25 protein-coding genes and 1 pseudogene are annotated in these 23,852 nt (G+C 63.8%); 12 read left to right on the forward strand and 14 right to left on the reverse strand.

Annotated features, from left to right (window positions below; all coding sequences use genetic code 11):
- Nucleotides 1–15: 15 nt before the first annotated feature.
- The gene (locus K0F86_RS13985) at nt 16–792 is read right to left on the reverse strand and encodes an exodeoxyribonuclease III (RefSeq protein WP_141171662.1); all 777 of its coding nucleotides are present in this window, start codon (nt 790–792) and stop codon (nt 16–18) included.
- 108 nt (nt 793–900) lie between these two features.
- Between K0F86_RS13985 and pyrE the strand changes: the two genes are divergently transcribed.
- Nucleotides 901–1,563 carry an orotate phosphoribosyltransferase gene (gene pyrE / locus K0F86_RS13990; protein WP_035824465.1) on the forward strand — a complete coding sequence of 221 codons (663 nt, stop codon included), beginning with the start codon at nt 901–903 and terminating at the stop codon, nt 1,561–1,563.
- Here the strand turns inward: pyrE and K0F86_RS13995 are convergent.
- A complete protein-coding gene (locus K0F86_RS13995; protein WP_219134934.1) occupies nt 1,560–1,802 on the reverse strand; it encodes a GNAT family N-acetyltransferase in 243 nt (80 codons plus the stop codon). The genes pyrE and K0F86_RS13995 overlap by 4 nt on opposite strands.
- Nucleotides 1,802–2,545, reverse strand: a complete 744-nt coding sequence (locus K0F86_RS14000) for a sulfite exporter TauE/SafE family protein (protein WP_219134935.1) — start codon at nt 2,543–2,545, stop codon at nt 1,802–1,804. Before K0F86_RS14000 ends, K0F86_RS13995 begins: the two co-directional genes overlap by 1 nt.
- Nucleotides 2,546–2,671: 126 nt before the next feature.
- Here K0F86_RS14000 and K0F86_RS14005 point away from each other — a divergent pair, with 126 nt between their 5' ends.
- The 4 genes from K0F86_RS14005 (at nt 2,672) to K0F86_RS14020 (ending at nt 5,264) form a co-directional block, all read left to right on the forward strand.
- The gene (locus K0F86_RS14005) at nt 2,672–3,565 is read left to right on the forward strand and encodes a LysR substrate-binding domain-containing protein (RefSeq protein WP_219134936.1); all 894 of its coding nucleotides are present in this window, start codon (nt 2,672–2,674) and stop codon (nt 3,563–3,565) included.
- A gap of 21 nt (nt 3,566–3,586) precedes the next feature.
- The gene (locus tag K0F86_RS14010) at nt 3,587–4,453 is read left to right on the forward strand and encodes an alpha/beta fold hydrolase (RefSeq protein ID WP_219134937.1); all 867 of its coding nucleotides are present in this window, start codon (nt 3,587–3,589) and stop codon (nt 4,451–4,453) included.
- Between the two features lie 95 nt (nt 4,454–4,548).
- Nucleotides 4,549–4,740: a YqaE/Pmp3 family membrane protein gene (locus K0F86_RS14015; protein ID WP_070222801.1), complete on the forward strand. Its 192-nt coding sequence runs from the start codon at nt 4,549–4,551 to the stop codon at nt 4,738–4,740.
- 59 nt (nt 4,741–4,799) lie between these two features.
- Complete coding sequence (locus K0F86_RS14020; protein WP_219134938.1) at nt 4,800–5,264, forward strand: carboxypeptidase regulatory-like domain-containing protein; 465 nt, start codon at nt 4,800–4,802, stop codon at nt 5,262–5,264.
- A gap of 19 nt (nt 5,265–5,283) precedes the next feature.
- Here the strand turns inward: K0F86_RS14020 and K0F86_RS14025 are convergent, their stop codons facing one another.
- The 4 genes from K0F86_RS14025 to gatC form a co-directional block, all read right to left on the reverse strand.
- A complete protein-coding gene (locus tag K0F86_RS14025; protein ID WP_219134939.1) occupies nt 5,284–6,321 on the reverse strand; it encodes an oxidoreductase in 1,038 nt (345 codons plus the stop codon).
- A gap of 100 nt (nt 6,322–6,421) precedes the next feature.
- Nucleotides 6,422–7,897 carry an Asp-tRNA(Asn)/Glu-tRNA(Gln) amidotransferase subunit GatB gene (gene gatB, locus K0F86_RS14030; RefSeq protein WP_257572165.1) on the reverse strand — a complete coding sequence of 492 codons (1,476 nt, stop codon included), beginning with the start codon at nt 7,895–7,897 and terminating at the stop codon, nt 6,422–6,424.
- Between the two features lie 38 nt (nt 7,898–7,935).
- Complete coding sequence (gene gatA, locus K0F86_RS14035) at nt 7,936–9,432, reverse strand: Asp-tRNA(Asn)/Glu-tRNA(Gln) amidotransferase subunit GatA (RefSeq protein WP_219134941.1); 1,497 nt, start codon at nt 9,430–9,432, stop codon at nt 7,936–7,938.
- 53 nt (nt 9,433–9,485) lie between these two features.
- On the reverse strand, nt 9,486–9,788 hold the full coding sequence (gatC, locus tag K0F86_RS14040) for an Asp-tRNA(Asn)/Glu-tRNA(Gln) amidotransferase subunit GatC (RefSeq protein WP_096233767.1): 303 nt from the start codon (nt 9,786–9,788) through the stop codon (nt 9,486–9,488).
- 351 nt (nt 9,789–10,139) lie between these two features.
- On the opposite strand from gatC, the gene K0F86_RS14045 reads away from it, so the two are divergent.
- The 7 genes and pseudogenes from K0F86_RS14045 (at nt 10,140) to K0F86_RS27945 (ending at nt 17,340) form a co-directional block, all read left to right on the forward strand.
- Nucleotides 10,140–11,183 carry a rod shape-determining protein gene (locus K0F86_RS14045; protein ID WP_010393186.1) on the forward strand — a complete coding sequence of 348 codons (1,044 nt, stop codon included), beginning with the start codon at nt 10,140–10,142 and terminating at the stop codon, nt 11,181–11,183.
- Between the two features lie 108 nt (nt 11,184–11,291).
- Complete coding sequence (mreC, locus tag K0F86_RS14050) at nt 11,292–12,329, forward strand: rod shape-determining protein MreC (RefSeq protein WP_219134942.1); 1,038 nt, start codon at nt 11,292–11,294, stop codon at nt 12,327–12,329.
- Entirely contained in the window at nt 12,326–12,838 is a 513-nt protein-coding gene (gene mreD, locus K0F86_RS14055) for a rod shape-determining protein MreD (protein WP_071079524.1), read from the forward strand. The genes mreC and mreD overlap by 4 nt, the downstream gene beginning before the upstream one ends.
- 12 nt (nt 12,839–12,850) lie before the next feature.
- Complete coding sequence (gene mrdA / locus K0F86_RS14060) at nt 12,851–14,821, forward strand: penicillin-binding protein 2 (RefSeq protein WP_219134943.1); 1,971 nt, start codon at nt 12,851–12,853, stop codon at nt 14,819–14,821.
- A gap of 9 nt (nt 14,822–14,830) precedes the next feature.
- Complete coding sequence (gene rodA / locus K0F86_RS14065) at nt 14,831–15,946, forward strand: rod shape-determining protein RodA (protein WP_219134944.1); 1,116 nt, start codon at nt 14,831–14,833, stop codon at nt 15,944–15,946.
- Nucleotides 15,946–17,136 (forward strand): annotated as a pseudogene (locus tag K0F86_RS14070) (septal ring lytic transglycosylase RlpA family protein). Before rodA ends, K0F86_RS14070 begins: the two are co-directional and overlap by 1 nt.
- A gap of 66 nt (nt 17,137–17,202) precedes the next feature.
- Entirely contained in the window at nt 17,203–17,340 is a 138-nt protein-coding gene (locus K0F86_RS27945; RefSeq protein WP_219134946.1) for an SPOR domain-containing protein, read from the forward strand.
- Between the two features lie 52 nt (nt 17,341–17,392).
- Here K0F86_RS27945 and K0F86_RS14085 read toward each other — a convergent pair whose 3' ends face one another.
- Genes K0F86_RS14085 through argS form a run of 7 tightly spaced genes read right to left on the reverse strand, consistent with a single transcriptional unit; the run spans nt 17,393 to nt 23,573 of the window.
- Nucleotides 17,393–18,088 carry an SPOR domain-containing protein gene (locus K0F86_RS14085; protein ID WP_219134947.1) on the reverse strand — a complete coding sequence of 232 codons (696 nt, stop codon included), beginning with the start codon at nt 18,086–18,088 and terminating at the stop codon, nt 17,393–17,395.
- Nucleotides 18,082–18,840: a type III pantothenate kinase gene (locus tag K0F86_RS14090; RefSeq protein ID WP_219134948.1), complete on the reverse strand. Its 759-nt coding sequence runs from the start codon at nt 18,838–18,840 to the stop codon at nt 18,082–18,084. The genes K0F86_RS14085 and K0F86_RS14090 overlap by 7 nt, the downstream gene beginning before the upstream one ends.
- A gap of 4 nt (nt 18,841–18,844) precedes the next feature.
- The gene (locus K0F86_RS14095; RefSeq protein ID WP_219134949.1) at nt 18,845–19,639 is read right to left on the reverse strand and encodes a biotin--[acetyl-CoA-carboxylase] ligase; all 795 of its coding nucleotides are present in this window, start codon (nt 19,637–19,639) and stop codon (nt 18,845–18,847) included.
- 10 nt (nt 19,640–19,649) lie between these two features.
- Complete coding sequence (locus K0F86_RS14100) at nt 19,650–20,411, reverse strand: SDR family oxidoreductase (RefSeq protein ID WP_219134950.1); 762 nt, start codon at nt 20,409–20,411, stop codon at nt 19,650–19,652.
- 37 nt (nt 20,412–20,448) lie between these two features.
- Entirely contained in the window at nt 20,449–21,120 is a 672-nt protein-coding gene (locus tag K0F86_RS14105; RefSeq protein WP_219134951.1) for a thiol:disulfide interchange protein DsbA/DsbL, read from the reverse strand.
- A 9-nt stretch (nt 21,121–21,129) separates the two neighbouring features.
- The gene (locus K0F86_RS14110) at nt 21,130–21,843 is read right to left on the reverse strand and encodes an SPOR domain-containing protein (protein ID WP_219134952.1); all 714 of its coding nucleotides are present in this window, start codon (nt 21,841–21,843) and stop codon (nt 21,130–21,132) included.
- Nucleotides 21,844–21,863: 20 nt separating this feature from the next.
- Complete coding sequence (gene argS / locus K0F86_RS14115; RefSeq protein ID WP_219134953.1) at nt 21,864–23,573, reverse strand: arginine--tRNA ligase; 1,710 nt, start codon at nt 23,571–23,573, stop codon at nt 21,864–21,866.
- Nucleotides 23,574–23,852: the final 279 nt, after the last annotated feature.

Raw genomic sequence — 23,852 nt, forward strand, 5'->3', positions numbered from 1 at the left:
TTGGCGTGTCAAAGATCAGCCCTTGACCGTGTAATCGATGATCAACGGTGCGTGGTCGGAAAACCGCTCGTCCTTGTAGACGCTGACCGTATGCGCCTGGGCCGCGATGCCGGGGGTGGCGACGTGATAGTCGATGCGCCAGCCCACGTTCTTCGCGTAGGCTTGTCCGCGGTTGCTCCACCACGTGTACTGGTCTTCGCGCTTGTCCAGGCCGCGGTGCACGTCGACAAAGCCCACTTCGTCGAAGACGCGCGTCAGCCATGCGCGTTCCTCTGGCAGGAAGCCGGAATTCTTCTTGTTGCCCTTCCAGTTTTTCAGGTCGATTTCGTGGTGGGCGATGTTCCAGTCGCCGCAGATGACCACTTCGCGCCCCAGCGCCTTCAATGCCAGCAGGTGCGGCAGGAACAGTTCCATGAAGCGGAACTTGGCTTCCTGGCGCTCCGGGCCGGATGAGCCGGACGGGCAGTACACGGAAATGACGGACAGGTTGCCAAAATCACAGCGCACATAGCGGCCTTCGGCATCGAATTCGGGGCTGCCGAAGCCGATATGCACGGCGTCCGGCTCCACCTTGCTGTACACGCCCGTGCCGGAATAACCCTTTTTCTCGGCATAGTGGAAATGGCCATGATAGCCGTGCGGGTTGAGGAATTCCGGCGTCATGTCGGGCAGTTGCGCCTTCAATTCCTGCACGCAGATGAAATCGGCCGTTTGCGTGCCCATCCAGTTGAAAAAGCCTTTTTTGGCGGCGGAACGGATGCCGTTCAGGTTGGCGGAGATAATTTTTGGCATAGGTCGAGAGTAAAAGGACGCTGGGCGGGGCCGGCGGGCGCGGCATGGCGATTGTCTCGCCGCTGCGCGCGGATTAAAATACAGGCACTTTTAAAAAATGAGGCTAATGTGAATAATTTACGCCAGCAGTTTATCGCGTTTTCAGTATCCAAGGGCGTCTTGCGGTTTGGCGAGTTCACCACCAAGGCCGGACGCCAGTCGCCGTACTTCTTCAATGCGGGCCTGTTCCATGACGGCGCCACCCTGGCCGAACTGGCGCAGTTCTACGCGCAGACCCTGCTCGACTCGGGCGTCGAATTCGACATGCTGTTCGGGCCCGCCTACAAGGGCATCACCCTGGCGTCGGCCACCGCCGTGGCGCTGGCCGGCAAGGGCCGCAACACCTCGTTCGCCTTCAACCGCAAGGAAGCCAAGGACCATGGCGAAGGCGGCACCATCGTCGGCGCCAAGCTGCATGGCAAGGTCGTCATCATTGACGATGTGATCTCGGCCGGCACCTCGGTGCGCGAATCGGTGGACATGATCCGCGCCGCCGGCGCCGAGCCTTGCGCCGTGCTGATCGCCCTGGACCGCATGGAGCGTTCGGGCCCGGACGGCCAGCTGTCGCCCAGTTCGGCGGTGCAGGAAGTGTCGAAACAGTACGGCATCCCCGTCATCTCGATCGGCAACCTGGACGACTTGTTCGGCTACCTGAATGGCGCGGGCGCCGATCCGGAACTGCTGAAACATAAAGAAGCCGTTTCCGCCTACCGTACGCGCTACGGCATTTAAGTCGGTTTTTCCAGCAGCGCCCGCAGCCGCGGGTCGCTGCAGGCAGCACCGGCCGATGGGTGGCATTGCAACAGCCGCCGCAACAGCGCGCCACCGATGCCGCGCCGGCGGAACGGCGGTTTCACGAACAGCATGTTTACCGTCACGTCATCCGCATGTTTGCTGATATCGAGCATGGCCACTTGCTGGCCGTCGATCCACGCGCACAGCGCGCTGTCCCCTTGCCAATCGATGTGCATCACGCCAGCCATGGTTTGAGCGCCGCATGCAGGCCCAGGGCGAACAGCCCGACAAAAAAACACCGCTTGAACACCTGCTGCGAGATGCGCCCGCGCAGCCATTGGCCGGCCAGCATGCCGGCCAGCGCGGGCAGCAGCGCATATGCGGAAGCGCCAGCCGCACCGAGGCTGAAGTCGCCGTGCAGCGCCAGGCTGGCCGCCAGCGCCACGGTCGACACGGTAAACGCCAGGCCCAGCGCCTGAATCAGGGCGTCGCGCGCCAGGCCCAGTCCCTGCAGATACGGCACGGCGGGGATGACGAACACGCCCGTGGCGGCCGTCACCAGGCCCGTTGCCGCGCCCATCACGGGGCCCAGCCACGCTTCGTGCCGCGCCGGCACGCGCAGCTGCAGCGAGAACAGGCCCGCCAACGCATACAGCATCAGCGCCACGCCCAGCGCGACGATGGCCCAAATACCGCTATCCTTCGGCAGCAGCGCGCCGCCCGCGAGGGTGCCGCCCATGACGGCGGCCAGCATGGGCCACAGGCGCCGCATCAGCGCGCGCAGGCCGGGGCCGGCCGCCAGTTGCCACACATTCGTCACCATCGACGGCACGATCAGCAGCGCCGCCGCCTGCACGGGCGGCATGACAAGGCTGAGCGTGCCCATGGCCACCGTCGGCAGGCCCAATCCGACTATGCCCTTGACGAAGCCAGCGACGAGGAAACTGGCGCCGACGGCCAGCAGGAATGACGTCTCCATCTTTTGTATCCCACAGTGATTTTGCGTGGATTCTGCGCTTGCCCGGGACTTTCGCCAAGGTGGATTATTTTGAGTCAGCCTCAGTAAAATACGAAGGCTGATAAGATGGCGAAAAGGAGAGCTGCCATGCGTTTTGATCTGGTTGATTTGCAGCTGTTCGTCAACGTGGTGGAGGCGGGCAGCCTGACGGCGGGCGCCGCGCGCAGCCACCTGGCGCTGGCCTCCAGCAGCGCGCGCGTGCGCGGCATGGAAGAGATGTTGGGCATGCCCCTGCTGCTGCGCGGGCGGCGCGGCGTGGAGCCGACACCCGTGGGGCAGACTTTGCTGCATCACGCGCGCCTCGTATTGCTGCAAATGGAGAAAATGCGCGGTGAGCTCGGCGAATTTGCGCGCGGTTTGAAAGGGCAGTTGCGGCTGCTGTGCAATACGGCCGCGCTCAGCGAATTTTTGCCCGAGGCGCTCGGTGCTTTTCTCGACCGCCATCCGAACCTGACCATCGACCTGGAAGAGCGCCTCAGTTACGATATCGTCAAGGCCGTCTCGGAAGGGCTGGCCGACATGGGCATCGTGTCCGACTCGGTCGACATGCGCGGCTTGCAGACATTTTTGTTCCGCCCCGACCGGCTGGTGGTCATCGCGGCGGCCGACGGCGTGCATCACCGCGCGCTCGGACACGATGGCGTCGTCGACTTTGCCAGCGTGCTGGATCACGATTTCATCGGCCTGGCCGATGACAGCGCGATGCAGCAGTACCTGGGCATGCACGCGGCGCGCCTGGGCCGCCCGTTAAAGGTGCGCGTGCGCCTGCGCAGTTTCGATGCCGTGTGCCGCATGGTGGCCAGCGGCGTGGGCATCAGCGTCGTGCCGCTGGCGGCGGCCAGCCGCTGCCAGCAGACGATGGCGCTGCGCTGCCTGGAATTATCCGATCCCTGGTCGGTACGCAATCTGACGATTTGCGTGCGCCAGTTCAGTGAATTACCCCTGTATGCGCGCCAGTTGATCGATCATCTGAAGGCGTGACAGGGCATGACAGGAGCAGCGATGCGTTTTTCAGAAGACAAGATGGCCAGCCTGCTGTGCAGCGACCAGGTCGAGCGGCCCATCCACATCTGGCAGCCGGAGCACCCACGCGCCGTGATCCTGGCGATCCACGGCGGCATGGCGCATGCGGGCGACTATGTCACGCCGGCGCTGTATTTTCGCCAGCACGGCATCGCCACCGTCAGCTTCGACATGGTGGGCCACGATGGCCAGCGCAAGGTCGATATTCCTTCGTTCGAGGCCTTCCTCGACGATGAAGAGCTGTTCCTCGCGTGGGTCAAGCAGGCGTATCCCGGGGTGCCGATTTTTGTCATGGGGCACTCCATGGGCGGCCTGATCGCCACGCACCTGGGGCTGCGGCGTTTTGCGGGCGACCCGGCCATCAAGGGCTTTGTTATTTCATCGCCGTATTACGTGAATGCGATTCCCGTGCCGAAGGTGCTGCAGATGCTGTCCGGCTGGCTGGCGCAGCGCTTCCCGACGATGAAAGTGCCGCTGGGGAATCTGACCATGCTGCTGACGCACGATCAGACCATCACCGCGCGGCATTTCCAGGATGAGCGCGACGGCATCCGCGCCAGTGCGGCGTCGGTGCGCTTCGCCCATGCCTTGATGTCGGCGCAAAAGGAACTGGCGGGCGGCTTGTCGGACTGGCGTTTCCCCCTGTTCGCCGTGGTGGCGGGCGACGACAAGCTGGCCGACAGCCGCGCCACGGAAAGCCTGCTGCGCAGCGTGCCCGATGGCCTGCTCGACTACCATTTTTACCCGGCCAATTATCACGAGAACTTCAATGAGGTGAACCGTGACGTGATCTTCGCCGCCATCCTGGCCTGGATGGAGAAACTGCTCGCACCCGTGCAGGCTTGAGGGCCAGGTATCGTTATAATCGGATTCACTGAATTTACCGTCGGCGCATGCCGGCCCGGTCCCCGCGGCACAGGGGAATACTCAAGGAACGAACGATGCGCTTGCTGATTGCCCTGTTACTCCCGTGGCTGACTTTTTTCACGATCGGCCGTCCGATCGCCGGCATCATTTGCCTGATCCTGCAAATTACCCTGATCGGCTGGCTGCCGGCGACGATCTGGGCCGTATATGCGCTGAGCCAGTACAAGACGGACCAGAAGATCGCCGACGCCATGCGCCGGCGCTAAGCTAAGACTGGCTTAAGCTGCGCTTCCTATCTTGATTCAACCGACATGAGGAGAGTGAGATGGCATTAAACAGACGCGGTACCCTGGGCCTGGCGGCGGCGATGCTGGCCGCCGGGCTGTTGCTGGGAAGTGCGGCGCAGGCGCAGGGCGATAATGCCTTGCCGCCCGTGCAGAAGAACGGGACGGTGGAGTACCTGAGCGGCGGTATCGGCCTCGATGAGTCGACTGCCATCAAGAGCGCCAGCCGGCATTGGCCCTTGAGCCTGGTGTTTTCCGTGCAGGCGGCGGGCAAGGCGGAGTTTGCCTCCGACGTGAAGCTGACAATACGCGACGCCAAGGGCGCGCTGGTGCTGGAAACGACGGCCAGCGGCCCGTTCCTGCTGGCGAAACTGGCGCCGGGCAGCTACAGCCTGCGCGCCATCCTGGCCGGCAAGACCCTGGAACGCAAGGTGCAGGTCAAGGCGGGCAGTTCCGCGCGCGTGGAGCTGGTCTGGCCGGCGGGAACGAACCAGGGCCGGCCTTGATGCTGCGACGGCAGCCCGATCAGCTGACCGCGAGCACGCGCCCTTCGGCGGCGCTTTGCAGCGCCAGTTCGATCAGGCGTATCGTCGCCGCCGCGTCCTCGGCCGCCACGGGCGCCGCTGCGCCGTGGCGGATGGCGTCGGCCATGCCCTGGTAAAAGTCCTGGTAGCGGCCCGCCTGCATTTCCAGGTGTTCACAGTGCCCGTCCGGCTGCGTGCCCAGGTACAGCGCGCCGCGCACGGGGTCCACGCCCCAGCCGGGCTGGCCCGGCCTGGCGCCTGCCTTCAGGGCGTCTTCCTGCGGGTCGAGGCCAAACTTCACGAAACTGCCTTTGTCGCCATGCACGGTGAAGCGCGCCGTCGGCGCTTTTACCAGGCAACCGGCTTGCAGCACCACGCGCAGCCGGTCGTAGTACAGCACAAGGTGGAAATAATCGACAGCCTGCGCGCCATCGCGTTGCAGGACGATATCGGCGTACAGTTTTTCCGGCTGACCGAACAGTTGCATGGCCTGGTCCAGCATGTGCGGACCCAGGTCGTACAGCAAGCCGCCACCGGGTGCGCCGGACTCGCGCCAGCGCTGGCGGATCTCGGGGCGGAAACGGTCGAAATGCGATTCGACGCTGGCGATGCGCCCCAGCGTACCCTGTGCCAGCAGCGCTTTCAAGGTCAGGAAGTCGCCATCCCAGCGCCGGTTGTGATACACGCTGAGCACCAGCTTGCGTTCTTGCGCCAGCGTGATCAGGCTCTGTGCTTCGGCGCTGGAAATGGTGAAGGGCTTGTCGACCACTACGTGCTTGCCCGCCTGCAGTGCCGCCTGCGCCAGGCTGAAATGCGCTTCGTTGGGCGCGGCGATGACGACCAGTTCGATCGATGCATCGGCAAACAGCTGCGCCGCATCCGCATACACGGTGGCGTGCGGCCAATCCTTGCGCACGAGCTCCGGCTTGCTGGAGGCGACGGCCGTCAGCTCCAGGGCATCGATGGTGGACAGCACGGGAGCGTGGAAGGTGGAGCCGGCAAAGCCGTAGCCGACCAGGCCGGTCTTGATCTTGTTCATGGAGGGTTCACAGGTGCGTGGAAGAATCCATGATGATACCTGCAAGCGGGGGACGCATAAAAAAAGGACGCCGCAGCGTCCTTTTTTTTCAAGCGGACGGTCAGCCCGCCAGTTTGGCCTTCAGCAGTTCCGTCAGCTGGGCCGGATTGGCCTTGCCTTTGGACGCTTTCATGGCCTGGCCGATCAGCGCGTTGATGGCCGCTTCCTTGCCGGCGCGGTACTGCTCCACCGATTTGGCGTTGGCCGCCAGCACTTCATCGACGATGGCTTCCAGGGCGCCCGAGTCCGAGATCTGCTTCAGGCCCTTGGCGTCGATGATGGCGTCGACCAGGTTCTCGTCGTTTGACTTCGCTTCCCACATGCCGGCAAAGACTTCCTTCGCCGCCTTGTTCGAGATCGTGCCGTCGGCGATGCGCTTGAGCATGGCGGCCAGCTGCGCGGCGGAGACGGGCGCGTCGTCCAGGTCCACGCCTTCGCGGTTCAGGGTCGACGACACGTCGCCCATCAGCCAGTTGGCGGCGGCCTTGGCGTTTTCCTTGCCGGCCTTGTCCACCACGGCGACGAAATAGGTGGCCATGGCTTTCGATTGCGTCAGCACCAGCGCATCGTAGTCCGGCAGCGCGTATTCGCTGATGAAGCGGGCGCGCATGGCGGCCGGCAGTTCCGGCATCGAGGCTTTGACCGTATCGATCCACGCTTGCGAGATGACCAGCGGCGGCAAGTCAGGGTCCGGGAAGTAGCGGTAATCCTGGGCGTCTTCCTTGCTGCGCATTTCGCGCGTTTCCTTGCGGTCCGGATCGTACAAACGCGTCGCTTGCACGACCTTGCCGCCGTCTTCGATCAGTTCGATCTGGCGGCGCACTTCGACGTGCACGGCTTCCTCGATGAAGCGGAAGGAGTTCAGGTTCTTGATTTCGCAGCGCGTGCCGAATTCCTTCTGGCCGACGGGACGCACGGAGACGTTGACGTCGCAGCGGAACGAGCCTTCCTGCATGTTGCCGTCGCAAACGCCCAGCCACATGACCAGCGAGTGCAGCGCCTTGGCGTAGGCCACGGCTTCGGCGGCGCTGCGGATTTCCGGTTCCGAGACGATTTCCAGCAGCGGCGTGCCGGCGCGGTTCAAGTCGATGCCGCTCATGCCCGCGTAGTCTTCATGCAGCGATTTGCCGGCGTCTTCTTCCAGGTGGGCGCGCGTCAGGTTGACCGTCTTGGTGACGAATTCGCCATCCTTTTCGTAGCCGAAGGTCAGGGCGCCACCGATGACGACGGGGTCTTCGAACTGGCTGATCTGGTAGCCCTTGGGCGAATCGGGATAAAAATAGTTTTTACGGGCGAAGACCGAGTGCGGCGCCACGGTGGCACCCACGGCCAAACCAAAACGGATCGCGCGGTCGACGGCTTGCTTGTTCATCACGGGCAGCACGCCTGGCAGCGCCAGGTCGACTGGGCTGGCTTGCGTGTTGGCGTCGGCGCCGTACTTGATCGGCGAACCGCTGAAAATTTTGGATTCGGTCGTGAGCTGCACGTGATTCTCAAGACCGATGACGACTTCCCATTGCATAGTGTTCTCGCTTATTTTTTGGTGGCGCCGCCTGGGCGGCGCGAATTTTTTTCTTAGATGCCGGCAGTTGCGTTGCCTGGAGCACGCGTATGCCAGTCCGTCACTTGCTGGAACTGGTGGGCCACGTTCAGCAGTTTGGCTTCGCCAAAATAATTGCCGATGATTTGCAGGCCGACGGGGCGCTTGCCATTCTTGTCTCCCGCGCCGAAGCCGCAGGGAATCGACATGCCGGGCAGGCCGGCCAGGCTGGTCGACAGGGTGTAGATGTCGGCCAGGTAGTTCGCCACCGGGTCGTCCGTCTTGTCGCCCAGGTCCCAGGCGACGGTCGGCGCGACGGGGCCCATGATGACGTCGCAGACGGCGTTCGGGCCATTTAATACGGCATCGAAATCTTGCGCGATCAGGCGGCGGATCTTTTGCGCCTTCAGGTAGTAGGCGTCGTAGTAGCCGTGGCACAGCACATAGGTGCCGACCATGATGCGGCGCTGCACTTCCGGGCCGAAGCCCTGGGCGCGCGACTTCTTGTACATGTCCTGCAAGTCCTTGTACTCGGCGGCGCGGTGGCCGTAGCGCACGCCGTCGTAGCGCGACAGGTTCGACGACGCTTCTGCCGGCGCGATCATGTAGTAGGCGGGAATCGACAGGGCCGTGTTGGGCAGCGAGATGTCGACCAGGGTGGCGCCCAGCTGTTCATACTGCGCCAGCGCGCCGCGCACGGCCGCTTCCACGTCCTTGGCCAGGCCTTCGCCGAAGTACTCGCGCGGCACGCCGATGCGCAATCCCGTCAACGGCTGGCCCAGCTCACGTGAAAAATCTTCCGTCACGCCGCCCTGTTCCGGCGACAGGCTGGTCGAGTCGCGCTCGTCAAAGCCGGCCATGGCGCTCAAGAGCAGGGCGCAGTCTTCGGCCGAGCGGGCCATCGGGCCACCCTGGTCCAGCGACGAGGCAAAGGCGATCATGCCGAAGCGCGACACGCGGCCATACGTCGGCTTGATGCCGGTGATGCCGCAGAAAGCGGCTGGCTGGCGGATCGAGCCGCCCGTGTCGGTGCCGGTGGCCGCTGGCGTGAGGCCGGCGGCGACGGCGGCGGCCGAACCGCCCGAGGAGCCGCCTGGCACGGCTGTTTTATCCCACGGGTTCTGCACGGCGCCGAAGGCCGAGTTCTCGTTGCCGGAACCCATGGCGAATTCATCGCAATTGACCTTGCCCAAAGTGACCATGCCGGCCGCCTGGAATTTTTCCACCACGGTGGCGTCAAACGGGCTGGCGTAGTTGGCCAGCATTTTCGAGCCGGCCGTCGTGCGCCAGCCTTTCGTGACGAACAAGTCCTTGTGCGCGATCGGCACGCCCGTCAATGGCGTGGCCGTGCCGGCGGCGATGCGCGCGTCGGCCTCGGCCGCTTGCGCCAGGGTCAGGGCACGGTCGACGTGCAGGAAGGCGTTCGAAGTGTCCGCCGCGATGCGGTCGAGGAAGTGCGTCGCCAGTGCAACGGCGGAAATTTCCTTGTTCTGCAAAAGCGTGGACAGCTGTTTGATGGATTTTGTATGCATGGCGTTTCTATTTTGATATTCGGCAAGAAGGCGGGAACGGCGCAACGGCGTGTTTATTCGATAACCTTGGGCACGAGATACAGGCCATCCTGGACCTTCGGCGCCACGGCCTGATAGGCGTCGCGGTGATTCGTTTCGGTGGCGATGTCTTCGCGCAGGCGCAGGGCGATATTGTCCATATGGGCAGCCAGCGGGTGGCTCAGGGGGGCCACGCCATCGGTATTGACGGCTTGCATTTGTTCCGCCAAGGCAAAAATCTTGTTCAATTGGGCCAGGGACGTGACGGCCTGATCGTCGGCCATTTCGAGTTGTGCCAGGTGGGCGATGCGTTTTACGTCGGAGAGTGTCAGGGACATGGCGAATGGCGCGGAGTGCCGCGCATTAGTATTAAGTTGGCGTTTTGATAAAACGCGAATATTTACTGCTATTTTGCTCACAAAAATCGAGGAATGCCGCGTAACTCGCGGCTGCAAGAGTCGCACTTTTCCATGGTTTTTGAGCAAATCGCATTCAAATTATAAGGTAGAATGGCGGGTTAATGCGTTGCCGGCGCTGATGGACCGCAGCCGCAGCATAGAAAAGATTGCGCAAGCGCCAAGCGAAACCCGGAAAAATCGCCTTCATGGATTTTCAGGGTGCCTGAAAGCGCCCGCTTTGAAACTCCCCATAAACAGCTTTTGCGCAGCTCGATGCGCTACAGGACACTCATGTTTGGTTTTTTACGCAGGTATATCTCCACCGATCTGGCCATTGACTTGGGCACGGCCAACACCCTTATTTATGTGCGCGGCCTCGGTATCGTCCTGGACGAACCGTCCGTCGTCGCCATCCGCCAGGAAGGCGGTCCGAATGGCAAGAAGACCATTCAGGCAGTCGGCAAGGAAGCCAAGCAGATGCTGGGCAAGGTGCCGGGCAATATCGAAGCGATCCGTCCGATGAAAGATGGCGTGATCGCCGACTTTACCGTGACCGAGCAGATGCTCAAGCAATTCATCCGCATGGTGCATGACTCGAAATTCTTCCGTCCATCGCCGCGCATCATCATTTGCGTGCCGTGCGGTTCGACCCAGGTCGAGCGCCGCGCGATCCGCGAATCGGCGCTGGGCGCCGGCGCTTCGCAGGTGTACCTGATCGAAGAACCGATGGCAGCGGCCATTGGCGCGGGCTTGCCCGTGTCCGAAGCGACCGGCTCGATGGTGGTCGACATCGGCGGCGGCACCACGGAAGTGGGCATCATCTCGCTGGGCGGCATGGTCTACAAGGGTTCCGTGCGCGTGGGCGGCGACAAGTTCGATGAAGCCATCGTCAACTACATCCGCCGCAACTACGGCATGCTGATCGGCGAACAGACGGCCGAAGCCATCAAGAAGGCCATCGGTTCGGCTTTCCCGGGTTCGGAAGTGAAGGAAATGGAAGTCAAGGGCCGCAACCTGTCCGAAGGCATCCCCCGTTCGTTCACCATTTCCAGCAACGAGATTCTCGAAGCGCTGACCGATCCGCTGAACAACATCGTCTCGGCCGTGAAGAACGCGCTGGAACAGACGCCGCCGGAACTGGGCGCCGACATCGCCGAAAAAGGCATGATGCTGACGGGCGGCGGCGCACTGCTGCGCGACCTGGACCGCCTCCTGATGGAGGAAACCGGCCTGCCGGTGCTGGTGGCCGAGGACCCGCTCACCTGCGTGGTGCGCGGTTCCGGGATGGCACTGGAACGTATGGACAAGCTCGGCTCGATCTTCTCCTACGAATAATCTGACAGAAGGGCCGGAAACCATTCCGGCCTTTTTTTGGTTTTGGCGCCGGCATTCGACCGGGGCCTGCACGTTGGCGCACTGCGCCTGGCCTGATTATTGGAAGTCATGGAATACAGTCCTCCGCCACTTTTCAAACAAGGCGCCTCCGCCCGCGTCAAGATGATGGTGTTCGCCGGCATTTCTATCGCCCTGTTGCTGGTCGATTCGCGCATGCACGCCTTGACGGCCGTGCGCCAGGCAGTCGGTACCGTGCTGTATCCGGTGCAGATGGCGGCCCTGGTGCCGCGCGATGTGGCGCTGGGCGTCGGCAACTACTTTTCTTCGCTGTCCTCGCTGGAAAAACAGGTGCGCGACCTGAAGCACGAACAAATCGCCTCGGCGCAGATCATGCAGCAGGCGCAGCTCAACATCGTTGAAAACAACCATTTGCGCAAATTGATGGAAGCGCGCGAGCGCGTTCCCGTGAAGACCCTGATGGCTGAAGTCCTGTATGACACGCGCGATTCGGCCACGCGCAAGATCGTGCTGGATCGGGGCATCCAGAATGGCGTCGAACTGGGCCGTCCCGTGATCGATAACCTCGGCGTGGTGGGGCAAGTCACGCGCGTGTTCCCGTTCACCTCGGAAGTGACCTTGCTGACCGATGAAGAACAGGCCATTCCCGTGCAGCTGCTGCGCAATGGCGTGCGCAGCGTGGCCATCGGCCGCGGCAAGTCCGGCACCATGGAGCTGCGCTTTACGGCCCCTACCGCCGACATCCAGATCGGCGACATCGTTATTACCTCGGGCCTCGATGGCCTGTACCCGGCCGGCCTGGCCGTGGCGCGCGTGACCCTGGTCGAGCGCAATGCGCATGGCCCGTTCGGCCGCGTCGTGTGCCAGCCGCTGGCCGGCATCGAACGCAACACCCAACTGCTCATCCTGATGACGTCGCCCGAGATTCCACCGCGTCCGCCAGCCGAAGACGTCAAGACGGGCCGCAAGATCGCCGGCAAGATGGCGCCCATCAAGGACCCGGCGGCCGCCGCGACCCCGCCCGCCGCCACCGCCGCACCGGCGGCAAAACCGCCAGCCACGCCTGCCGCCGTGCCGAAACCGGCTGTGGTACCTGCCGCCGTGCCACCGAAGGAGGCGACACGATGAACCGCCCGCATTACATCCTGCTGCCGGTCAGCCCCCTGTTCATCGGCTTCTCCCTGCTGTGCGCTTTTCTGCTGAACCTGCTGCCATGGGGGCAGTTCGTCGGCGTGCCCGATTTCGTCGCCCTGGTGCTGGTCTTCTGGGGCATCCACCAGCCGCGCAAGGTCGGCATCGGCGTGGCGTTCTTCATGGGCCTGATGATGGACGTGCACGACTCGACCCTGCTCGGCGAGAATGCGCTGGCCTACACCTTGCTGTCATATTTCGCCATCATGATGCACCGCCGCGTGCTGTGGTTCCCCATCCTGACGCAGGCGCTGCATGTGCTGCCGCTGCTGCTGCTGACGCAGGCGCTGCAATTGCTGACGCGCCTGATCGTCTCGGGCCGTTTCCCCGGCTGGCTCAATTTCATCGAGAGCTTCGTCGCCGTGGCCCTGTGGCCCTTCGTCACGTGGGTCTTGCTGGCGCCACAGCGCCGTGCCGTGGACCGCGACCATAACCGGCCGATTTGACGGGCGCCTGCCATGACTGAACTGAAAAATACCGAGCGCGAGCTGCATTTTTTCCGCATGCGCCTGACCATCCTGGGCGCGCTCGTCTTCGTCTGCTTTTCGCTGCTGCTGGCGCGCTTCATCTGGCTGCAGGTGATCAAGCACGAGGACTACGCAACCAAGGCCGAAGACAACCGCATCGCCGTGGTGCCCATCGTGCCCACGCGCGGCCTGATCCTCGACCGCAACGGCGTGGTCCTGGCGCGCAATTACTCGGCCTATACGCTGGAAATCACGCCGTCGAAACTGAGCGCCAGCCTCGATTCGGTGATCGACGAGTTGTCGACCCTGGTGCAGATCGATATCAAGGACCGCCGCCGCTTCAAGAAGCTGCTGGAAGAATCGAAGAACTTCGTCAGCGTGCCGCTGCGCACGCGCCTGACGGACGAGGAAGTGGCGCGTTTCACGGCGCAGCGTTTCCGTTTCCCCGGCGTGGAGGTGCAGGCGCGCTTGTTCCGTCAGTATCCGATGGGCGAAATCGCCTCGCATGTGGTGGGCTTCATCGGCCGGATCAACCGCAATGAAGCCAAGGCGCTCGATGAGGGCGACGACGCGGCCAACTACAACGGCACCGACCATATCGGCAAGGAAGGCCTGGAAAAAAGCTACGAGAAGCAGCTGCATGGCACCACCGGCTACGAAGAAGTGGAAGTGTCGGCCGGCGGGCGCGCCATGCGCACCCTGTCGCGCACGGCGGCCACCCCCGGCAACAACCTGATCCTGTCGATCGATATCGAGCTGCAAAAAGTGGTCGAGGAAGCGTTCGGCGAATGGCGCGGCGCGGCCGTGGCGATCGACCCGGCCACGGGCGACATCCTGGCCTACGTCTCCAAGCCCGGCTACGACCCGAACCTGTTCGTCGACGGCATCGACCAGCAAAGCTGGAATGAACTCAATACCTCGCTGGACCGGCCGATGGTCAACCGTCCCTTGTCCGGCACCTACGCGCCCGGCTCGACCTTCAAGCCCTTCATGGCGCTGGCCGCGCTGGAACTGGGCAAGCGCACGCCGAGCCAGGCGATTTCCGATCCCGGCTTCTTCATCCTCGGCGGCCACACCTTCCGCGACGACAAGGTGGGCGGCCATGGCACGGTGGACATGCACAAGTCCATCGTCGTCTCGTGCAACACCTATTACTATCAGCTGGGCCGCGACATGGGCATCGATGCCATCCACGACTTCATGAAACCGTTCGGTTTCGGCCAGTTGACGGGCATCGACCTGAATAATGAAAAGACGGGCGTGCTGCCGTCGATGGAATGGAAGCGCAACCGCTTCAAGACGCCGCAGCAGAAAAAATGGGTGGGGGGCGACACGATTTCGGTGAGTAACGGCTCCGGCTACAATTCCTATACGCCGCTGCAGATCGCCCACGCGACGGCCAACCTGGCCAATAACGGCGTGGTGATGAAGCCGCATCTGGTGAAGATCATCGAAGACGCGGCCACGCGCGCGCGCACCCTGACGGTACCGAAGGAAAGCTACCGCATCGCGCTCAAGCAGGAAAACATCGACGTCATCAAGCGCGCCATGGTGGGCGTGACCAGCGAGCAGGGCGGCACGGCAGCGCGCATTTTCGCCGGCGTGCAATACACGGTGGGCGGCAAGACGGGGACGGCACAGGTGGTGGGCATCAAGAAAAACGAGAAGTACAATGCCAAGCTGCTGGCCGAACGCTTGCGCGACAATGCCTTGTTTACGGCCTTCGCGCCGGCCGACAAGCCGCGCATCGCCATTGCCATCGTGGTGGAAAACGCGGGCTTCGGCGCCGGCGTGGCTGCGCCGATCGCGCGCAAGGCGCTCGACTACTACCTGCTGGGCAAGCGCCCGAGCGACAAGGAAAAGGACACCACCAAGGTGCCCAAGGAAGATGTCGACGAAGTGCGCACCCTGGAAGAAATCACCGACGAGCAGGCCGCCCCGGCGCCGCCTGCCAGGCAATAAAGGAAGCACATGCCCATTAACGAGAGGCGCTCGCTGTGGCGGCGCGCCAAACCCTATCTTGCGGTGTTCGATCCGCCGCTGATGATCATCATCCTGATGCTGCTCAGCACCAGTCTGCTGACCCTGTATTCGGCCAGCATCGGCATCCCCGGCAAGATCGAGGACCACCTGCGCAACATCCTGCTGTGCTTTTTCGTCATGTGGGTGGCGGCCAACATCACGCCGCAGATGATGATGCGCATCGCCGTGCCGGCGTATACGGTATCGGTGATCTTGCTGGTGGCCGTGGCGCTGTTCGGCACCATCAAGCTGGGCGCGCGGCGCTGGCTGCATATCGGCGTGATCGACATCCAGCCCTCCGAGTTCCTGAAGATCGCCACGCCGCTGATGCTGGCCTGGTTCTTCCAGCACAATGCGGGCGCCCTGCGCTGGAAATCGTTCCTGATGGCGGCCGTGCTGTTGCTGGCGCCCGTCTACCTGATCGCACGCCAGCCCGACCTGGGTACGGCGCTGCTGGTGGTGGCGGCCGGCTTCACCGTCATCTTCCTGGCGGGCCTGTCGTGGAAGGTGCTGGCCGGCTTGCTGATCACCTTTGTTTCCTGCCTGCCGATCGCCTGGTCGCATCTGCATGATTACCAGCGCGACCGCGTGATGATGCTGATCGACCCGACCAAGGATCCGCTGGGCAAGGGCTTCCATATCATCCAGTCCATCATCGCCATCGGTTCGGGCGGCATGACGGGCAAGGGCTGGACGCACGGCACCCAGGCCCACCTGGAATTCGTCCCGGAGCGCACGACCGATTTTATTTTTGCCGTATATTCCGAGGAATTCGGACTGGTCGGTAACTTGATCCTGATGCTGATGTATTTGCTGCTGGTGGGACGGGGCATGATGATCGCCGCCAACGCCCCCAGTTTTTTCACTCGCCTGCTGGCAGGAGCGATAACAATGATTTTCTTTACGTATGCGTTTGTCAACATGGGCATGGTCAGCGGCATCGTGCCGGTGGTCGGCGTTCCCCTGCCTTTCCTCAGCTATGGCGGCACCGCGCTGCTGACCCTGGGCGTGGCCACCGGTATCCTGATGAGCATTCAGCGCCACCGCAAGCTGGTGCAAACCTGATGCGGGCGCCTTTCGATACCTTCGCCATGCGCGGGCTGAGCCTGACGGTCCTGCTGACCCTGGCCGCCTGCGGCACCGCGCCGCACAAGCCCGCATCGAACAACGTGCCGCTGCCGTCAGGCGGCAAGGTCAAGGTGCCCGTGCGCCAGGACCCCACCTTGCCGGCGCTGCCGGCGGCCGGCTCCGGGCGCGGCGGCTACTACAAGGATGACGGCCCGGGCGACAATCCGCCGGCCAACTTGCGCGACGTGCCCGACGCGGAAGTGCGCAACGAGCCGTATTCGACGCGCTCGAACCGTCCTTACGTCGTGTTCGGCAAGACGTACACGCCGATCACCGACAACGAACCATTTACGCAAAAGGGCACGGGCACCTGGTATGGCAAGAAGTTCCATGGCCAGCGCACTTCGTCGGGTGAAATCTACGATATGTACAAGATGACGGCGGCCCATCCCACCTTGCCGATTCCGTCGTATGCGCGCGTGACGAGCATCGACAGCGGCGAACAGGTGATCGTGCGCGTCAATGATCGTGGCCCCTTCCATGCCACGCGCGTGATCGACGTGTCGTACACGGCGGCGCTGAAACTGGGCTTCCTGGGCAAGGGCAGCCACCAGGTGGTCGTCGAACGGCTGCTGCCGGCCGATATCGATGCCATCCTGGCTGCCCGCGCGGCGCCCAAGCCGGCACCGTTGACGCCTTCCGTGGTGGCCATTTCCATCGATACGCCGCCCGAGACGGGCGCCGTGGTGCAGCCGGAAGTGTCGACGCAAATGCTGCCCGTCGATGCGACGGTCGCCATGCCGGCTCCGACGGTGCTGGCCAGCGGCTTTTATTTGCAGCTGGGTGCCTACTCGCGCGCCGACAATGCGGAAACGGGGCGGTCGCGCCTGGCGCCATACGCGGCAGCCCTGGGTACGCTTGGGGTGGTGCAAGCCGGTAACCTGTTCCGCCTGTATGGCGGACCGTTCTCCAGCCGCGCCGAAGCGGCGCGTGCGGCGGCGAATTTGCCTGAGTCGACGGGCATCAAGCCCATCGTGATTCAAAGGTAGAGCGTAGGTCGGATTAGCGCGCAAGCGCTAATCCGACCTACCTGGCTGTACGGCGGACCGTTCTCCAGCCGTGCCGAAGCGGCGCGGGCGGCGGCGAATTTGCCTGAGTCGACGGGCATCAAGCCCATCGTGATTTAAAGGTAGAGCGTAGGTCGGATTAGCGCGCAAGCGCGTAATCCGACGCCATGGTTGGCGTCGCTGGCGTTGTCGGATTACGCGCAAGCGCTAATCCGACCTACCTGGCTGTACGGCGGACCGTTCTCCAGCCGTGCCGAGGCGGCGCGGGCGGCGGCGAATTTGCCGGAATCGACGGGCATCAAGCCTATCGTCATCGAAAGATAAACGTAGGTCGGATTAGGCGTAAAGCGCCGTAATCCGACGCGATTGTCAGGTGTCATTTACAGGAGCGCAGTTCCTGCTCCGGGAACTGCGCCTTGATCTTTTCGAGCCGCGTGCGCGTGGCGGCGTCGAGGTCGCGGAACTGGTAGGCGAACTGCTTGCTGGCGCTGTAGCGCGGCGCGACGCGGGCGCTGTGCACGCCCTGTTTGTTGAGCGATGCCAGCTGGCTTTGCGCGCTGGTTTCCGACTTGAAGACACCCAGGGAAATACCCCAGCGCTGCGGGCTGCTTTCGCTGATGATGAAGTAATTCGTCACGCCCAGCTGCTTCAACTCGCCGGCCTTGCGGTCGGCGCCTTCCTTGCTGCCCTGCGGCGGGATGTACACCATGTAGCTGGAAATGTCCTGGCCGGCCACGTTGCGGCGCGACTGGCGGTCGCCCAGGTCCAGCGCGGCCACTTGCGCCTCGAAGCGGCGCCCGTCAGCCAGCAGGAAATTGCCCACTTCCGTGCAGGCATACGAGGGTGGCGTGGCCGGTGCCGCCGCCAGTGTCGTGCCCTCTTCGGCGGCGGGCGGCGCGGCCGGTGCCGTGGCCTGCTCCTGCGTCAGCAAGGTAAGTTTGGTCGCCTGCAGCTGGTTTTTCAGGCGCGCCGGTTCGCGTGTCTCCGTGCGAAAACTGCCCAGATAGCCCTGGCCGATGGCCAGGACCAGCAGGTTGACGCCGGCCAGCAGCCAGAAGACGAATTTCAGCATACGTGGTTTCCTTGTGTTCCTGCCGCGTCGGCGCGTGCGGATGCCTGCAGGCCGAGCATGACGATATTGTCCACCAGATGCAGCGGTACCGGCAGTGCCAGGGCCGGTGCGATACGCGGCGCGGCGCCGCCTGACAATAAACAGGCGCTGGCGCCGTGCATGCGCACGGCCCGTTCGATGGCGCCCGCCTGGGCCGCCAGGCATCCACTCAAAATCGCGTCGTCCGTGTTGTCGGCAAAGCCGGCCGGCAGCATGGCGTCGCCGGCGATTTGCGGCAGCTGCGCCGTGTTGCGCGCCAGCGAGCTGGCCATCAATCCCAGTCCCGGCAAGATCATCCCGCCGAGGAAAATGCCATCGGCCGTGATGGCGTCGATGGTGGTGGCGGTGCCGCAATTGGCGACGATGACGGCCTGGCCAGGCGCCAGTGCGTGCGCGCCGATGGCGGCGGCAAAACGGTCGCAGCCCAGTTGCGACGGCGTGCGGTAGCCATTCGTCAGTCCGGCCAACTGCGGCAGCGAGACAAAGTCACAGGGTGCTACCGGCAGCATGGCGCGCAGGCGGATGCCGATGACGCTGCCCGCCACGTTCGACAGCAGCGCTTCGCTGATGGCGAGTTTCTCCCATTGCGCCGCCAGGGTGTCGAGCTGCGCATGCGTGACGGCGCCGCTGGCCAGCCATCCGCCAACGGCGCCATCGGCGGCCACGAGCGCCCATTTGATGCGCGTATTGCCGGCGTCGATCAGCAGTAGCATGCGCTTACTCCCCGCTCAGGCGCAAGGACACGTCGCCTGACATGATTTCCTGCAGGCCGCCATCGGTGCGCAGCAGCAGGCGGCCCAGGTGGTCCACGCCGGCCGCCACGCCTTGCTGCAGCAGTTGGCCGTTGTCGAGGATTTTCACGTGCTGGCCCTGCCAGGCGTGCAGCAGGTTCCAGCGTTCGGCAAACGGCGCGAAGCCCGTGTCGTCGAATTCGGCCAGCACGCCGGCCAGGCGGCTCAGGAGCGCCGCCACCAGGGTATTGCGCTCCATCTGCGCCAGCCACGGCACGGCCGAGACGCTGCGGCCGATCCGCCGTTCCAGCGCATCGGGCATCAGCAGATTGATGCCGCAGCCGATCACGGCCCACACGCCGCCGTCCGCTGTCTGCTGCGTCTCGACGAGGATGCCCGCCAGTTTGTGGCCATCCTTGAGCAGGTCATTCGGCCATTTCAGTTGTACCGGCACGCCCAGCGCCGTCATGCTTTCGGCCAGCGCCACGCCGACGGCCAGCGGCAGGCCAACCAGCTGATGCAGCGGCCCCTTGAAGCGCCAGGCCAGCGAGAACATCAGGCTGGCGTCCGCCTGCGATACCCACGGCCGCCCGGCGCGCCCCCGTCCGGCCGTCTGCTGGCCGGCGATGCGCAGGGTGGGGCCGGCCAGGGTGGCGCAGCGCGCCAGCAGGTCGGCGTTGGTCGATCCCGTTTCGTCGACCACTTCGATGGCCACGTGGGAGGCGCCTGTGGCGCAATGGGCGGCGATGGCCGCGCTGTTCAGGTCTGAGTGCTTCGTCATGGTGATTGGTTCAGTTGCGCGCCTTGTGCGGCGCATGCGCGAAGGCCCGGTCGTAGACGGCATTCGGTAGTGCGCGCAGCAGCTTGGCGACGACGCCCATCTGCCACGGGATCACGCGGTAGCTGTCGCCGTCGGCGATGGCGCGCGCGGCGCGCGCGGCGAATTTTTCGGCCGGCATCAGGAAGGGCATGCGATAGGCGTTGTGGCGCGTCATCGGCGTGTCGATGTAGCCGGGCGTGATGGTGACGACCTTGATGCCGGCCGGTTTGAGTTCCAGGCGCAGCGATTCGCAGTAGCTGATGACGGCCGCCTTCGAGGCGCTGTAGGCTTCGGCGCCGGGCAGGCCGCGGATGCCGGCCACGCTGCCGATGCCCACCAGGCGTCCGCTGCCCTGGCTTTTCATGGCGGCGATGAAGGGGACGAAGGTGGCGACGGTGGCCGTGACGTTGATCGCGATCAGGCGCGCGAAGGCATCGAGGTCTTCCGCGTGTTCGCTCAAGGTACCGTAGGACACGCCCGCGCTGGCGATGACGACGTCGATATGCCCGGCATGGGCGATGAAGTCGCCGGCCGCGCTTTTCAGGGCGGCATGGTCGCACACATCGACGGCGTAGGCGCGGTGGCGCTCAGGGTGGGGCAGGGAAGCGATCAGTTGCCGCAGGGTGTCGCCGCGGCGCGCCAGCAAGCCCAGTTGGGCGCCCTGGCGCGCGTACTGCAGCGCCAGCGCTGCGCCCAGTCCGCTCGACGCGCCCGTGATGAAAACGCTGTGCATCAGGCGATGCCCGGGCGCGCCAGGGAGGTGGCCATGCTTATTTCTTTTCCGCTTTGGCTTTCGCAAGCAGCACGTCCATCACGCTGAGCGCCTGGGCGTTCAGCTGCTCTTCGTTCTTGGCCGACTTGCTGCCTTGATCGGCCTGTGAAGGCGAGGTGATGTAGCGGCCGTCGATGGCGATCATGGGCCAGAACGTCACGTTATAGCCCTGCATCATGGCGTCCGCGCGGCGCACGCGGGCCGAGACACCCATCGAACGGTAAGTGTCGATGAACTTCTGGCGGTCCACGCCCTGCTTGGCGACGAAGTCGAAGACGGCGTCGTCGGTGGCCAGGCGGTTGCGCTCCACGTGCATGGCATGGAAGACGCTGGTGTGCAGCTTGTCGAGCAGGCCCATGGCTTGCAGGGTGAAGAACAAACGCTGCTGCGGCGTCACGCTGTCATCGCGCGACACGTGCACGCGCTTGAAGACGATGTTGTCGCCCTGTTTCTTGACCCAGGCCGCCAGTTGCGGTTCGAGCACGTTGCAATGGGGACAGTAATACGCAAAAAATTCCGTCACTTCGATTTTCTTGCCCGCTTCCGTCGCCTGCGGCGCGGGCAGGGTTTCGTACTCGACGCCATTCTTCGGCTCGGCCGGCGAGGCCGACGCGCCCAGGGCAACAGTGCACAGGGCGGCGGCGAACAGGATTTTCTTCAGAAAACGCATGCTGGTTCCTTATTTTTGGTTGCGGACGACGGCGACATCGATGCCGTTTTCAGACAGCTTGGTGCGCGCGCGGTTCATCGCTTCGAGCTGGTTGAACGGCCCGATGCGCACGCGGTGCAGCACGCCGGCATCGGTGCTGCGGTCGCTGATGGCCGCTTCGAAGCCCAGCAGCGCCAGTTTGCCGCGCGTGCTTTCGGCGTCCGACATGTCATGGAAGGCGCCGGCCTGCAGATAATAAATCCATTTGTCGCTGGCGGCATCGGCCTTGGCTTCGGCTTTCACGTCGGCCTTGGCTTGCGGTGCTGGCGCTGGCGCCGCCGGCGTTTTCGGCGTCGGCTTGTCCTTCAGTGTACCGATCAGTTCCTGCAGCGCGTCCGGCGGCGGCGCCTTCGGCTGCTGCGCGGTGGTGGGCGCAGGCGCCGGTGCGGCTGGCTGCGTCGGCGCGGCGATCTCGCGCGGCTCCTTGGAGAAGTCGCGCGCCGCTTCCTTGGCCGCTTCCTTGTTGCCGTACATCGGCTTGTTCGGGTCGGCGATCTGGCCGGCCGTCGGTTCGGCCGACTTGCCGGCCTTGCCCGACTTGTCGGTGAAGGGCGAGGCGCCCTTGGTGATCACCAGGGCGACCACCACGGCGATGCCCAGGCCGATGACCAGGCCGATGATGATGCCGACCAGCGTGTTGCCCTGCTGGCGCCGGGTCGAAGAGAAGCGGGAAGCATGATTCATTGACGGTTAGACCTTCGCGATTACATTTTGTTTGGCGCGGATACGCCGATCAGTGCCAGGCCGTTGCGCAGCACCTGGCGCGCGGCGATGACGAGGGCCAGGCGCGCCATCTTGACGGCGTCGTCCTCGACCAGCACTTTTTCGGCGAAGTAGAAGCTGTGCAGGTTGGCAGCCAGGTCGCGCAGGTAGAACGCGACTTGATGCGGTCCCAGTTCCGCTTGCGCGCGCGCCAGCGTTTCCGGGTAGGCGGCCAGGGTCGCCAGCAGGGTCGCTTCGGTCGGCGCCGTCAGTGGAGATAAATCCACGCCGGCGACCGTGCTTTCATCGCCGCCCCAGTTTTCCAGGATGCGGCAGATGCGCGCATGCGCGTACTGCACGTAATAGACGGGGTTTTCATCGGTGGTTTTCAGCGCCACGTCGACGTCGAAGACGAATTCCGTGTCGGCCTTGCGCGAGATCAGGAAGAAGCGCACGGCGTCGCGGCCTTTGGCGATGTCGCCGCCGCCCGACCATTCGATCAGGTCGCGCACGGTCACGTAGGAGCCGGCGCGCTTCGAAATCTTGACTTCCTCGCCGTCCTTCATGACGGTGACCATCTTGTGCAGCACGTAGTCGGGGTAGCCTTGCGGGATGCCCATGTCGACCGCCTGCAGGCCGGCGCGCACGCGCGCGATGGTGCCGTGGTGGTCGCTGCCCTGGATATTGATGGCCTGCACGAAGCCGCGCTGCCATTTCACCAGGTGATACGCCACGTCCGGCACGAAATACGTGTAGGTGCCGTCCGTCTTGCGCATGACGCGGTCCTTGTCGTCGCCGAAGTCGGTGGTGCGCAGCCACAGCGCGCCATCCTGCTCGTAGGTGTGGCCCGCCTTGATCAAGGTTTCCACCGCGCTGTTGACCTTGCCGTCCGCATACAGCGAGGACTCCAGGTAGTAATTGTCGAATTTGACGCCGAAGGCCTGCAAGTCGATATCCTGCTCGTTGCGCAGGTAGGTGACGGCGAACGGGCGGATCGAATCGATGTCGTCGATGTTGCCATTCGCCGTGGCGGGCAAGCCATCGCTGGCCGACACGGTCTTGCCGGCCTTGAAATCGTTGGCGATATCGGCGATGTAGTCGCCGTTGTAGGCCGGCTCCGGCCATTCGGCGTCGCCCGGCTTGAAGCCGCGCGCGCGCGCCTGCACGGAATTGGCCAGGGTCTGGATCTGCACGCCCGCGTCGTTATAGTAGAACTCGCGCGTCACCTGGTAGCCTTGCGCATCGAACAGCGAGGACAGGGCGTCGCCCAGCGCCGCCTGGCGGCCGTGGCCCACGTGCAGGGGGCCGGTCGGGTTGGCCGAGACGAATTCGAGGATGACCTGCTTGCCGGCGCCGGCCGTGCTGCGGCCATAGCCGTCGGCCTCGCTCAAGATGCTTTTCACCACGGCTTGCTTGGCGGCGTTTGACACGCGCACGTTGATGAAGCCGGGGCCGGCGATTTCCACTGCCTCGACCAGGCCCTTGCCGGCCGGATTGGCCAGCACGGCGCTGACGATGGTTTGCGCCAGTTCGCGCGGATTCTGTTTCAGCTGCTTGGCCAGTTGCATGGCGATGTTGCAGGCGACGTCGCCATGCGATGCGTCGCGTGGTCGCTCGAGCACCACGGATGGCGTCAGCGTAGTGCCGGCCAGGACGGGAGCGAGGGCGGCCTGGAACAGGGCGATGATTTCTTGTTTCTGTTGGGCGAGCATGAGCAGGATGGCGGTGGAACCGCGTTAAGAATGAATAGAATGAATCAAAAAGCAAAACGGACGGCAAGTACCCAAGCCGCCCAGACTGCGTCAATTATACTGGTTTGCCGGCGGGAACAATACGCTTGCCGGCAAGGTCCCCGTGCCGGCGCATTTCACGATATTATCAGGACAACATGCCCATGTTGGTGCGCGAAAACATCAGCATGGCGCATTCTGCTTGTATATATGCAGTTTTTTGCCGCAATTTACATGTATCGCTGCAATCGCTTGGGCCAG

Source organism: Janthinobacterium sp. UMAB-60 (assembly GCF_900095235.1).
Taxonomy (GTDB): domain Bacteria; phylum Pseudomonadota; class Gammaproteobacteria; order Burkholderiales; family Burkholderiaceae_D; genus Janthinobacterium.